The sequence below is a fragment of the Streptomyces sp. NPDC054887 genome, from assembly GCF_053610585.1.
On record NZ_JBSGYQ010000011.1, the window covers coordinates 1 to 13,521 of the forward strand.

Genomic DNA, 13,521 nt, shown 5'->3' on the forward strand with positions numbered 1-13,521 from the left:
GCCCCGGTGCCGGGGGCTCCGGCCCCCCCCCACTGCGCCCCGCGCCCCCCGGCCGGGGCGGCCTGGGCCCGCGTCCCGCGCCGGCCCCGGGGGGGGGGGCCCGGGCCCCCGGGCCCCCCCACCGCCGAGGTCAGGCCTCAGACCGCGGCGAACGACTTGTCCTTCATGATCCACGTCGCCAGGGTCGAGCTGCCCTCCGAGGCCAGCGCCGTGAAGGTGACGCCCAGCTTCAGCGCCCCCGTACGGGTCAGCGAGATCTCCTCGGTCTCGGTGACCTGACCGCGCGGGACGATGAAGCGGTACGTGACGTCCGCGCCGTCCTTGAACTCGATGCCGAGCTGGCGCTCGTCCTGCTTCGGCTCGGCGGCCAGCTTGTACTGGTACGTGTCGGTGACGCCGGTGGCGGTCACCGGGGTGACGGTGTCGCCGCCCATGAAGAACGACAGCGTGTCCTTGTTCAGCTGGAGCAGCTGGAACTTCACCGTCAGGTCGCGGTCCGAGTAGATGAACCGGGCCGGGCTCACCGACTGCCAGGTGTCGACCGGGTCGATCTTGTCCTTCTTGTTGAACTTGATGCCGTCGGTGGTGGTGTAGCCGAGCTCCGTCCAGCCGCTCGCCCACTCGTCGCCGGTGTGGGCCGGCGCGGCCGGACCGGTCGTCCCGGCCTTCGCGACCAGGATCCGGCCGGTGCCGGCTACGCGGATCTGGCTGCCGTTGTTGCCTGCCATGTCTGCTCCTCCATGAAGGGGTGGCGCGGCGGCGGGTGCCGGCGCGCCGGTGTTCGGAAATGACGAAGGCCCCGCCGGTGGCGGGGCCTGGGGGACGTACGGGTCAAGCGGGCCGGACGGAGATCCGGACGGTGGAGAGGTAACGGTTGCCGGCCGGCCGGTTGTAGTCGGGCAGCCAGCGCGGCCCGTCCGCCTCGGCGACGTCGGTGACCGCCGCCCCGCCGTACGCGGTGCCGGACAGGGTGAGTACGGCGGCACGCGCGGCCAGCGCCACGGTGTGCGCCGTCGTCTTGTCCGGCCCGTACACCTCCAGGTCGATCAGCGGCTGGTCGAGATGGAGGTCGTCCACCCAGGCGCCGCCGACGCGGGAGACGAGGACGGCCTTCTGTGTGCCGTCGAAGCCGGCCGGGGGCCGGTTGTCGACCACCGTCCCGGCCAGCTCCGGCCGGTTCTTCAGGTGGTCGACGACGAGCCGTTCCGCGTCCGGGAAGGCGAGGGGACTCACATGGACACTCCCTTCGGGGGACTGTGCTGCGGAAAACACGAAGCGGCAGATCCGCCGCCCGGGTTCCGGACGCAGCTCTGCCGCTGCCCCAACTGTGATCCATGGACGCCGACTTCGCAACTCAGTACGAGAACCGCTCGTGGGAAACCGGCTCCCGGGAACGCCGAAGGGCGGCCACCCCACGGGGTGACCGCCCTTCGCCGGACATGCGCCTTACTGGTTGTACGGACCGTAGTCGTAGTCCTCCAGCGGGACGGCCTGGCCGGAGCCGGTGCCGAACGGCGAGTAGTCGATGTCGTCGTAGCCGACGGCCGAGTACATCGCGGCCTTGGCCTCCTCGGTCGGCTCGACCCGGATGTTGCGGTAGCGGGACAGACCCGTACCGGCCGGGATGAGCTTACCGATGATGACGTTCTCCTTGAGGCCGATCAAAGAGTCGGACTTGGCGTTGATCGCCGCGTCCGTCAGAACCCTGGTCGTCTCCTGGAAGGACGCCGCCGACAGCCACGACTCGGTCGCCAGCGAGGCCTTGGTGATACCCATCAGCTGCGGACGGCCGGAGGCCGGGTGGCCGCCTTCCGTGACCACACGACGGTTCTCGCCCTCGAAGCGGCCGCGCTCGACGAGCTCGCCCGGAAGCAGCTCGGCGTCGCCCGACTCGATGATCGTCACGCGGCGGAGCATCTGCCGGATGATGATCTCGATGTGCTTGTCGTGGATCGACACACCCTGGCTGTTGTAGACCTTCTGGACTTCGCCGACCAGGTGGACCTGGACCGCGCGCTGACCGAGGATCCGCAGCACGTCGTGCGGGTTGGTGGCACCCACGGTGAGCTTCTGGCCCACCTCGACGTGGTCGCCCTCGCCCACGAGCAGACGGGCACGCTTCGAGATCGGGAACGCCGTCTCGTCGCTGCCGTCGTCCGGGGTGACGACGATCTTCTTGGTCTTCTCGGTCTCCTCGATACGGATGCGGCCGGCCGCCTCCGAGATCGGGGCGACACCCTTGGGCGTACGAGCCTCGAAGAGCTCGACGACACGGGGCAGACCCTGGGTGATGTCGTCACCGGCCACACCACCGGTGTGGAAGGTACGCATCGTCAGCTGCGTGCCGGGCTCACCGATGGACTGGGCGGCGATGATGCCGACCGCCTCACCGATGTCGACCAGCTTGCCGGTGGCCAGCGAGCGGCCGTAGCAGAAGGCACAGGTGCCGACCGCGGACTCGCAGGTCAGGACCGAGCGGGTCTTGACCTCCTCGACGCCGTGCATGACCAGCTGGTCGATGAGCACGTCACCGAGGTCGACGTTGGCCGGCGCGATGACCTTGCCGTCGATGACGACGTCCTCGGCGAGCATGCGTGCGTACACGCTGGTCTCGACATCGTCCGTCTTGCGCAGGATGCCGTCGGCACCCTTCGACGCGATCTTCAGCTTGAGGCCGCGGTCGGTGCCACAGTCCTCCTCGCGGATGATCACGTCCTGCGAGACGTCCACCAGACGACGGGTCAGGTAACCCGAGTCGGCGGTACGCAGGGCGGTGTCGGCGAGACCCTTACGGGCACCGTGGGTGGAGATGAAGTACTCCAGCACGGACAGACCCTCACGGAACGACGCCTTGATGGGACGGGGAATCGTCTCGTTCTTGGCGTTCGACACCAGACCACGCATACCGGCGATCTGACGCATCTGCATCATGTTTCCTCGGGCACCCGAGTCAACCATCATGAAGATGGGGTTCGTCTTGGGGAAGTTCGCGTTCATCGCCTCGGCAACCTCGTTGGTCGCCTTGGTCCAGATCGCGATGAGCTCCTGAGTGCGCTCTTCCTTGGTGATGAGACCGCGCTCGTACTGCTTCTGGACCTTCTCGTCCTGCGCCTCGTAGCCCTTGACGATGGCCTTCTTGGCCTCGGGCACGACGACGTCGGAGATGGCCACGGTGACGCCCGAACGGGTCGCCCAGTGGAAGCCGGCCGCCTTCAGGTTGTCGAGCGTCGCCGCCACGATGACCTTGGGGTAGCGCTCCGCCAGGTCGTTGACGATCTCGGAGAGCTGCTTCTTGCCCACCGAGTAGTCGACGAACGGGTAGTCCTCGGGCAGCAGCTCGTTGAAGAGCGCGCGGCCCAGCGTGGTGCGCAGCCGGAAGCTGTCACCCTGCTGGAACTCCTGCTCGCCCTCCTCGGCGACCGGCGGCACCCAGCCACGCGGCGGGATTGTGCCCACCGGGAAGCGGATGTCGACCTTGGCCTGGAGCGACAGCTCGCGGTTGTCGAACGCCATGGTCGCCTCGGCGGTCGAGCCGAAGCTGCGGCCCTCACCGATGACCTTGCGCTCTTCCTCGTCGGTCGTGAGGAAGAAGAGACCGAGAACCATGTCCTGGGTCGGCATGGTGACGGGACGACCGTCGGCCGGCTTCAGGATGTTGTTCGAGGACAGCATCAGGATGCGGGCCTCGGCCTGCGCCTCCGCGGAGAGCGGCAGGTGCACGGCCATCTGGTCACCGTCGAAGTCCGCGTTGAACGCGGTGCAGACGAGCGGGTGGATCTGGATGGCCTTGCCCTCGACCAGCTGGGGCTCGAAGGCCTGGATGCCGAGGCGGTGCAGCGTCGGCGCACGGTTCAGCAGAACCGGGTGCTCGGCGATGACCTCTTCGAGCACGTCGTACACGACCGTGCGGCCGCGCTCGACCATGCGCTTCGCCGACTTGATGTTCTGCGCGTGGTTCAGGTCGACCAGGCGCTTCATCACGAACGGCTTGAAGAGCTCCAGCGCCATGGCCTTCGGCAGACCGCACTGGTGCAGCTTGAGCTGCGGACCGACGACGATCACGGAACGCGCGGAGTAGTCCACACGCTTGCCGAGGAGGTTCTGACGGAAGCGACCCTGCTTGCCCTTGAGCATGTCGGACAGCGACTTCAGCGGACGGTTGCCGGGGCCCGTGACCGGGCGACCACGACGGCCGTTGTCGAAGAGCGCGTCGACGGCCTCCTGAAGCATGCGCTTCTCGTTGTTCACGATGATCTCGGGGGCACCGAGGTCGAGGAGACGCTTGAGGCGGTTGTTGCGGTTGATCACGCGGCGGTACAGGTCGTTCAGGTCGGAGGTCGCGAAGCGGCCACCGTCCAGCTGCACCATCGGACGCAGGTCCGGCGGGATGACCGGCACGCAGTCGAGCACCATGCCCTTGGGGCTGTTGCTCGTCTGCAGGAACGCCGAGACGACCTTGAGGCGCTTGAGCGCACGGGTCTTCTTCTGGCCCTTGCCGGTACGGATGATCTCGCGAAGCCTCTCGGCCTCCTCCTCGAGATCGAACGACTCCAGGCGCTTCTGCAGAGCAGCGGCGCCCATCGAGCCGTCGAAGTACGTACCGAAGCGGTCGCGCAGCTCGCGGTAGAGCAGCTCGTCGCCCTCGAGGTCCTGGACCTTGAGGTTCTTGAAGCGGCTCCACACCTCGTCGAGACGGTCGATCTCGCGCTGCGCACGGTCGCGCAGCTGCTTCATCTCGCGCTCGGCGCCTTCGCGCACCTTGCGGCGCACGTCGGCCTTGGCGCCCTCGGCCTCGAGCTCGGCCAGGTCGGTCTCGAGCTTCTTGGCACGGGCTTCGAGGTCGGCGTCGCGGCGGTTCTCGATCTGCTGGCGCTCGACGGAGACGTGCGCCTCCAGCGACGGCAGGTCGCGCGTACGGCGCTCCTCGTCCACGAACGTGATCATGTACGCGGCGAAGTAGATGACCTTCTCGAGGTCCTTCGGCGCGAGGTCCAGCAGGTAGCCCAGGCGCGACGGGACGCCCTTGAAGTACCAGATGTGGGTGACGGGTGCGGCCAGCTCAATGTGGCCCATCCGCTCACGACGCACCTTGGCGCGAGTGACCTCGACGCCGCAGCGCTCGCAGATGATGCCCTTGAAGCGGACACGCTTGTACTTACCGCAGTAGCACTCCCAGTCCCGGGTCGGGCCGAAGATCTTCTCGCAGAAGAGTCCGTCCTTCTCGGGCTTGAGCGTGCGGTAGTTGATGGTCTCCGGCTTCTTCACTTCGCCGTGCGACCAGGTCCGGATGTCGTCCGCGGTGGCGAGGCCGATCCGCAGCTCGTCGAAGAAGTTGACGTCGAGCACTTGTCGTCAATCCCTCTTTCGGGGTCGAGAGTCAATCATGGTCTGAACGGGTCCGGGGAGAGCCGGCCGCTGCGGTGAAGCAGCGGCCGGCCAACCCGTCAGACCTCTTCGACGCTGCTCGGCTCGCGCCGGGACAGGTCGATACCGAGCTCTTCCGCAGCGCGGAAGACGTCCTCGTCGGTGTCGCGCATCTCGATGGACATGCCGTCCGAGGACAGCACCTCCACGTTGAGGCACAGGGACTGCATCTCCTTGATGAGCACCTTGAAGGACTCGGGGATGCCAGGCTCAGGAATGTTCTCGCCCTTGACGATGGCCTCGTAGACCTTCACGCGGCCGGTGACGTCGTCGGACTTGATGGTCAGCAGTTCCTGGAGGGCGTATGCGGCGCCGTAAGCCTCGAGCGCCCACACCTCCATCTCACCGAATCGCTGGCCACCGAACTGGGCCTTACCACCCAGCGGCTGCTGGGTGATCATCGAGTACGGACCGGTCGAGCGCGCGTGGAGCTTGTCGTCGACCAGGTGGTGGAGCTTGAGGATGTACATGTACCCGACCGAGATCGGGTCCGGGAACGGCTCGCCCGAGCGGCCGTCGAACAGGTTGGCCTTGCCGGACGGCTGGACCATCCGGTTGCCGTCGCGGTTCGGGATCGTGGACTCGAAGAGACCGGAGATCTCGTCCTCGCGCGCACCGTCGAAGACCGGCGTGGCGACGTTCGTGCCAGGGGCCACCTCGTCGGCGCCGATGACCTTGAGCCGCTCCATCCACTCCTCGCTGCCCTCGACCTTCCAGCCCTGACTGGCGAGCCAGCCGAGGTGGATTTCGAGGACCTGTCCCGGGTTCATTCGGGACGGGACACCCAGCGGGTTGAGGATGATGTCGACCGGGGTGCCGTCCTCCAGGAACGGCATGTCCTCGATCGGCAGGATCTTCGAGATGACGCCCTTGTTGCCGTGACGGCCGGCGAGCTTGTCACCATCGGTGATCTTGCGCTTCTGCGCGACGTAGACGCGGACCAGCTGGTTCACGCCCGGCGGCAGCTCGTCGCCCTCTTCGCGGTCGAAGACGCGGACGCCGATGATCTTGCCGACCTCGCCGTGCGGCACCTTCAGCGAGGTGTCGCGCACCTCGCGCGCCTTCTCACCGAAGATCGCGCGGAGCAGGCGCTCCTCCGGCGTCAGCTCGGTCTCACCCTTGGGCGTGACCTTGCCGACGAGGATGTCACCGGCGACGACCTCGGCACCGATACGGATGATGCCGCGCTCGTCGAGGTCCGCGAGGACCTCCTCGGAGACGTTCGGGATGTCCCGGGTGATCTCCTCGGGGCCGAGCTTGGTGTCACGGGCGTCGACCTCGTGCTCCTCGATGTGGATCGAGGAGAGGACGTCGTCCTGCACCAGACGCTGGCTGAGGATGATCGCGTCTTCGTAGTTGTGGCCCTCCCACGGCATGAACGCCACGAGCAGGTTCTTGCCGAGCGCCATCTCACCCTGCTGGGTGGCCGGCCCGTCGGCGAGGACCTGGCCCTCGACGACCCGGGCGCCCTCGTCCACGACAACCTTCTGGTTGACCGAGGTGCCCTGGTTGGAGCGGGAGAACTTGGCGATCCGGTACGTGGTGTACGTACCGTCGTCGTTGGCGACGGTGACGTAGTCCGCGGAGACCTCCTGGACCACACCGTCCTTCTCCGCCTTGATGACGTCACCGGCGTCGACCGCGCAGCGGTACTCCATGCCGGTGCCGACGAGCGGCGCCTCGGACGTGATCAGCGGCACGGCCTGACGCATCATGTTCGCGCCCATGAGCGCGCGGTTTGCGTCGTCGTGCTCGAGGAACGGGATCATCGCGGTGGCGACCGACACCATCTGGCGCGGCGAGACGTCCATGTAGTCGACGTCGTCGCCGGGGATGTAGTCGATCTCGCCGCCACGACGGCGGACGAGCACGCGCGACTCGGTGAAGCGCATGTCCTCACCCAGCGTCGCGTTCGCCTGGGCGATAACGAAGCGGTCTTCCTCGTCGGCCGTCAGGTAGTCGACCTCGTCGGTGACCACACCGTCGGTGACGCGGCGGTACGGCGTCTCGACGAAGCCGAACGCGTTGACGCGGCCGTACGAGGCGAGCGAACCGATCAGACCGATGTTCGGGCCTTCGGGAGTCTCAATGGGGCACATGCGGCCGTAGTGAGACGGGTGCACGTCACGGACCTCGAAGCCGGCCCGCTCACGGGAGAGACCACCCGGGCCAAGAGCCGACAGGCGGCGCTTGTGGGTGAGACCCGACAGCGGGTTGTTCTGGTCCATGAACTGCGACAGCTGGCTGGTGCCGAAGAACTCCTTGATGGAGGCGACGACCGGCCGGATGTTGATCAGGGTCTGAGGCGTGATGGCCTCGACGTCCTGCGTCGTCATGCGCTCGCGCACGACGCGCTCCATACGAGCCAGACCCGTGCGGACCTGGTTCTGGATGAGCTCGCCGACGTTGCGCAGACGACGGTTGCCGAAGTGGTCGATGTCGTCGGTCTCGACGACGATGCTCCGGCCCGACTCGCCGACCGTCTCGACCTCGCCGGCGTGCAGCCGGACCAGGTACTTGATGGTGGCGATGATGTCCTTGCTGGTGAGGACACCCGCGTTCAGCGGCTCGTCGGCGCCGAGCTTCTTGTTCACCTTGTAGCGGCCGACCTTCGCGAGGTCGTAGCGCTTCGGGTTGAAGTAGAGGTTCTCGAGCAGCGTCTGAGCGGCTTCGCGCGTGGGCGGCTCGCCCGGGCGGAGCTTGCGGTAGATGTCGAGCAGCGCGTCGTCCTGGCCCTGGGTGTGGTCCTTCTCCAGGGTGGCGCGCATGGACTCGTACTCGCCGAACTCTTCGAGAATCTGCTCGGTGGTCCAACCGAGAGCCTTGAGGAGAACGGTCACGGACTGCTTGCGCTTGCGGTCGATGCGGACACCGACCATGTCGCGCTTGTCGATCTCCATCTCCAGCCAGGCACCCCGGGACGGGATGATCTTGGCCGAGAAGATGTCCTTGTCGGACGTCTTGTCGATGGAGGAGTCGAAGTAGACACCCGGCGAGCGGACCAGCTGCGACACCACGACACGCTCGGTGCCGTTGATGACGAAGGTGCCCTTGTTGGTCATGAGCGGGAAGTCGCCCATGAAGACCGTCTGGGACTTGATCTCGCCGGTCTCGTTGTTGGTGAACTCCGCTGTGACGAAGAGGGGAGCCGCGAACGTGAAGTCGCGCTCCTTGCACTCGTCGATCGAGTTCTTCGGCGGCTCGAACCGGTGGTCGCGGAACGTCAGCGACATCGACCCGGAGAAGTCCTCGATCGGCGAGATCTCCTCGAAGATCTCTTCCAGACCAGACTTGGTGGGGACGTCCTGTCCGCTCTCGAGAGCGGCCTCGACGCGACCCTTCCAAGCGGCATTGCCGAGCAGCCAGTCAAAGCTCTCGGTCTGCAGCGCAAGGAGGTTAGGAACCTCGAGGGGCTCCTTGATCTTTGCAAAGGAGATGCGCAGCGGGGCGGTGCTGGCGCCGTTGTTCGTATTGGAGGTCGAGGCGTTGCGCGAGGCGGCCAAGAGGGGGTCCTTCCGAGGGCTCGGACTCACTACGCGCGTACCGGTCCCAAGCTGGCACAGCGGCAGAATTCCCTGGTCAGGGAGGTCGGCCATCAGATGCTCGAGCGAGGGTATGCCCCTGGTGACGGGCAGGAGGCAGCTAACAGGCAGCGCAAAGGGTCAGTGTAGCCACTTGGCTCACTGATGTCCAGAGCGGGTTGTTTGACACCCTCGCTGTACTCAACTCCTGCGGAAAACCATGCGCGCGATGCGCATATCAGTACTGCCCTCTACGTCGTCGATCCATGCCTCGGATCCGGATCGGTATGACGACGCGTCCTGAGAATTGCGCGCCTCGTGCGGTTCGTCAAGGCCCCCAGGCTCCCACGGGGCCTCCCACGGGGCGTACGGCGAAGATCACGATACTCGCCCCGGCGCCGAGAGCAAGGAAGGCGTCCCGGGAACGCCTCAGGGCGACCACCCGAACGGGTGATCGCCCTGAGGACGTGAGCAGCTGAGTCAGAGACTCAACGAGGTCACTTGACCTCGACAGCCGCGCCGGCGGCCTTGAGGGACTCGGCGGCCTTCTCAGCGGCCTCCTTGGCGACCTTCTCGAGGACCGGCTTCGGAGCGCCGTCGACGAGGTCCTTGGCCTCCTTCAGACCCAGCGAGGTCAGCTCACGCACGACCTTGATGACCTGGATCTTCTTGTCGCCGGCACCGGTGAGGATGACGTCGAACTCGTCCTGCTCCTCGACGGCCTCGGCGGCGCCACCGGCGGCACCGCCGGCGGGGGCGGCGGCAACCGCGGCAGCGGCGGTGACGTCGAACTTGTCCTCGAAGGCCTTCACGAACTCGGAGAGCTCGATGAGGGTCATCTCCTCGAACTGCGCGAGCAGGTCGTCCTGGCTGAGCTTCGCCATGATGGCGTCCTTCCACTAATTCGGCTGGTGCCGATGTACATGTGAGGCGGGCGTACTTCCGGCCCGCTGCGACCGGCGCCTATGCGGCGACAGTCAGAAAGCGAGCCGAATTACTCGGCACCGCCCTGCTCGGCCTGCTTGGCACGAAGCGCCTCCGCGGTGCGGACGAACTTCGAGGGAAGCGCCTTGAACAGCGAGGCAGTCTGCGACTGCTTGCCCTTCATGGCGCCCGCCAGCTTGGCGAGCAGAACCTCGCGGGACTCGAGGTCCGCAAGCTTCTTGATCTCATCGGCGGACAGCGCCTTGCCATCAAGGACACCGCCCTTGATGATCAGGTTCGGGTTCTCCTTGGCGAAGTCACGAAGACCCTTCGCCGACTCCACCGGGTCACCGGTGATGAAGGCAACCGCCGTCGGGCCTGCGAACAGGTCGTCCAGCGTGTTGATCCCGGCCTCGTTGGCCGCGATCTTGGTCAGCGTGTTCTTCACCACGGCGTACTGGGCGTTCTCACCGAGCGAACGACGCAGCGTCTTGAGCTGCGACACGGTGAGACCCCGGTACTCGGTCAGCACGGCGGCGTTCGAGCTGCGGAACTGGTCCGCGAGCTCGGCTACCGCGGCAGCCTTGTCGGGCCTTGCCATAGAGCGTCGGCCTCCTTCCGGGTGATGAGGACCGCTCAGAAGGGGCTGGGAAAAACGAAACGCCCCGGCGCAGGCGCACGGGGCTGGGCTCGACCGGAAAGAATCCGGGAGCTTCTCCACGACACCTGCGCAGGTCGTCCGCACTCAGCGGATCCTTCGGCCGCCGCACCTTCTTACGAAGACACGGCAACGACCAGCGGTCTTTGGCTTCCGGGGAAGACTACGCGAAGGGTTCAGCCAGAAGCAAATCGGGCCCCGCGCCTCCCCAAGGAGGCACGGGGCCCGACAGAGCCACGCGGTGAGCCGTCAGGCCCGACCCGGTCAGACAGCGGCCGGGTCCTCCTCGACGAGGAGGTTACGGGTGCGGTTCTGGTCCAGCGGGATGCTGGGGCCCATCGTCGTCGTCAGGGCGGCCTTCTTGATGTAGCGGCCCTTCGCGGCGGACGGCTTGAGACGGAGGATCTCCTCCAGCGCCGCGGCGTAGTTCTCGACCAGCTTCGTGTCGTCGAAGGAGACCTTGCCGATGATGAAGTGCAGGTTCGAGTGCTTGTCGACGCGGAACTCGATCTTGCCGCCCTTGATGTCCGTGACAGCCTTCGCCACGTCCGGGGTGACCGTTCCGGTCTTCGGGTTCGGCATCAGACCACGCGGACCGAGCACGCGGCCGAGGCGGCCGACCTTGCCCATGAGGTCCGGGGTGGCGACGACGGCGTCGAAGTCCAGACGGCCCTTCGCAACCTCGTCGATGAGCTCGTCGGAGCCGACGATGTCGGCTCCGGCGGCCTCCGCGGCCGCAGCACGGTCACCGGTCGCGAAGACCAGGACCCGGGCGGTCTTGCCGGTGCCGTGCGGCAGGTTCACGGTGCCGCGGACCATCTGGTCGGCCTTGCGCGGGTCGACACCCAGACGCATGGCGACCTCGACGGTGCCGTCGAACTTCGTGGTGGAGGTGTCCTTGGCGAGACGGACGGCCTCGAGCGGGGCGTACAGACGCTCCCGGTCGATCTTCGCGTCCGCGCTGCGGAAGTTCTTGCTGCGCTTCACTTCTGCTCCTGAGCAGTTGCACACGCGGCTCGCGCCGCGTGAGGGGTGGAGTCGTGGTGCGGACCAGCGCTTGGTCCTACCACTGAGGTGCTACGGGGGTTTCAGCCCTCGACGGTGATGCCCATGGAACGGGCGGTACCGGCGATGATCTTGTCCGCGGCCTCGAGGTCGTTGGCGTTCAGGTCGGGGAGCTTGACCGTCGAGATCTCACGCACCTGAGCGGCGGTGAGCTTCGCGACCTTGGTCTTGTGGGGCTCGCCCGATCCCTTGTCGACACCAGCGGCCTTGAGGATCAGCTTGGCGGCCGGCGGGGTCTTCGTCACGAAGGTGAAGGAGCGGTCCTCGTAGACCGTGATCTCCACCGGCACGACCATGCCACGCTGCGACTCGGTCGCGGCGTTGTAGGCCTTGCAGAACTCCATGATGTTGACGCCGTGCTGGCCCAGCGCGGGGCCGACCGGCGGAGCCGGGTTGGCCGCGCCGGCGTTGATCTGGAGCTTGATGAGCCCCGTGACCTTCTTCTTCTTGGGAGGCATTGCTCTCTCCGGGTCCTAGTGAGAGTTTCCTGCCATCCGATCACCGGACGGAGGCATACCGCACAACGATAACGGGTATAGCTGTGCGGCTAAAAACCGAGCAGGTCAGACCGGCTGCGAGAGCCTGTCTGACCTGGTCGGAAGCGGGGGTCCAGAGAAGATCAGTTCTTCTGGATCTGGTCGAAGCTGAGCTCGACCGGGGTCTCGCGACCGAAGATCTCGACGAGGCCCTTGACCTTCTTCGAGTCGGCGTTGATCTCGTTGATCGTCGCCTGGAGGGTCGCGAAGGGGCCGTCGGTGACGGTGACCGAGTCGCCCACCTCGAAGTCCAGAACCTGGACCTCCATCTTGCGGCTGGGCGCCGGCTTGCCCTCGGCCTCGGCGGCCTCGCGGGCGGCCTTCTCCTCGGCCTCCGGGGCGAGCATCTTGACGATCTCGTCCAGGGTCAGCGGGTACGGGTCGTAGGCGTTGCCCACGAAGCCGGTGACGCCGGGGGTGTTGCGGACGACGCCCCAGGACTCGTTGGTGAGGTCCATGCGGACCAGGACGTAACCGGGAAGCTTGTTCTGGCGGACGTTCTTGCGCTCGCCGTTCTTGATCTGGACGATCTCTTCCTCGGGCACTTCCGCCTGGTAGATGAACTCCTCGACGTTCAGCGACACCGCGCGCTGCTCCAGGTTCGCCTTCACGCGCTTCTCGTACCCGGCGTAGGTGTGGATGACGTACCACTCGCCCGGCAGGGTGCGGAGCTCCTCGCGGAGCGCGGCGATCGGGTCGACGGGCTCGGCGGGAGCCTCCTCGGCCTCTTCCTCGCCGGACTCGTCGTCCTCGTCCGTCTCGGCGTCGGCGGCCTCGGCCGCTTCCTCGTCGGTGTCGGTGTCGGCGTCGGCGTCCAGGTCGGTCTCGTCGGCCTCGACGTGCACGGCGGACTCCTCCGCCGGCTCGCCCGCAGCGACGTCAGCAGCTTCCGCCTGGTCCTCGTCGGCCGCCTCGACGATGTCGAGCTGGTCCTCAGCGGACTCCGGGCTTTCGCTCGGCTCAACGGCGTCGTTCAGGTTCGGGTCAGACACGGTGGCTGCTTCTTCCTGGATACATATGGGTGGAACGGCGAAAGGGGCGCCGGATGGGGCGCCCTACGCGGGATCAGCCGAAAACGTACTTGACGGCTCGGGCGAAGCCCATGTCGATCACGGTCACAATGCCGATCATGATGACGACGAAGACAATCACCACGGTGGTGTAGGTCGTCAGCTGGCTGCGGGTGGGCCAGACGACCTTGCGCAGCTCTGCGACGATCTGGCGGTAGAAGAGCGCGAGACGGCCCAGAGGGCCCTTCTTGCCGCGCTTGCCGCCCTTTCGGGACTTCTTGGACTCCGACGTCTCGTCCTGGGCATCAGGCATGTCGATGGAGCCCACGGCGTCCGTCACGCTACTCACCTGATTCCGGGTCGTGGCCGTGCCGCGCCCGGTG

Annotated in this window: 10 protein-coding genes; all 10 read right to left on the reverse strand. The window is 66.6% G+C overall.

The annotated features are described in order from the left end of the window. Nucleotides 1-137 precede the first annotated feature (137 nt). A complete protein-coding gene (locus tag ACWGH0_RS08490; RefSeq protein ID WP_453403397.1) occupies nt 138-728 on the reverse strand; it encodes a phage tail tube protein in 591 nt (196 codons plus the stop codon). Between the two features lie 103 nt (nt 729-831). Continuing rightward, nucleotides 832-1,233: a hypothetical protein gene (locus tag ACWGH0_RS08495; protein ID WP_453403398.1), complete on the reverse strand. Its 402-nt coding sequence runs from the start codon at nt 1,231-1,233 to the stop codon at nt 832-834. Nucleotides 1,234-1,446: 213 nt separating this feature from the next. Further along, on the reverse strand, nt 1,447-5,346 hold the full coding sequence (locus ACWGH0_RS08500) for a DNA-directed RNA polymerase subunit beta' (protein WP_453403399.1): 3,900 nt from the start codon (nt 5,344-5,346) through the stop codon (nt 1,447-1,449). A gap of 98 nt (nt 5,347-5,444) precedes the next feature. Next, a complete protein-coding gene (gene rpoB / locus ACWGH0_RS08505; RefSeq protein WP_453403400.1) occupies nt 5,445-8,927 on the reverse strand; it encodes a DNA-directed RNA polymerase subunit beta in 3,483 nt (1,160 codons plus the stop codon). 515 nt (nt 8,928-9,442) lie between these two features. Next, nucleotides 9,443-9,829, reverse strand: a complete 387-nt coding sequence (gene rplL, locus ACWGH0_RS08510; protein ID WP_453403401.1) for a 50S ribosomal protein L7/L12 — start codon at nt 9,827-9,829, stop codon at nt 9,443-9,445. A 110-nt stretch (nt 9,830-9,939) separates the two neighbouring features. After that, nucleotides 9,940-10,470, reverse strand: a complete 531-nt coding sequence (rplJ, locus tag ACWGH0_RS08515) for a 50S ribosomal protein L10 (protein ID WP_138894746.1) — start codon at nt 10,468-10,470, stop codon at nt 9,940-9,942. A 321-nt stretch (nt 10,471-10,791) separates the two neighbouring features. Continuing rightward, entirely contained in the window at nt 10,792-11,514 is a 723-nt protein-coding gene (gene rplA / locus ACWGH0_RS08520; RefSeq protein ID WP_453403402.1) for a 50S ribosomal protein L1, read from the reverse strand. 101 nt (nt 11,515-11,615) lie between these two features. Continuing rightward, on the reverse strand, nt 11,616-12,050 hold the full coding sequence (gene rplK / locus ACWGH0_RS08525) for a 50S ribosomal protein L11 (protein WP_028812391.1): 435 nt from the start codon (nt 12,048-12,050) through the stop codon (nt 11,616-11,618). 161 nt (nt 12,051-12,211) lie between these two features. Beyond that, on the reverse strand, nt 12,212-13,120 hold the full coding sequence (nusG, locus tag ACWGH0_RS08530) for a transcription termination/antitermination protein NusG (RefSeq protein WP_453403403.1): 909 nt from the start codon (nt 13,118-13,120) through the stop codon (nt 12,212-12,214). A 73-nt stretch (nt 13,121-13,193) separates the two neighbouring features. Next, the gene (gene secE, locus ACWGH0_RS08535; protein ID WP_453403404.1) at nt 13,194-13,478 is read right to left on the reverse strand and encodes a preprotein translocase subunit SecE; all 285 of its coding nucleotides are present in this window, start codon (nt 13,476-13,478) and stop codon (nt 13,194-13,196) included. Nucleotides 13,479-13,521: the final 43 nt, after the last annotated feature.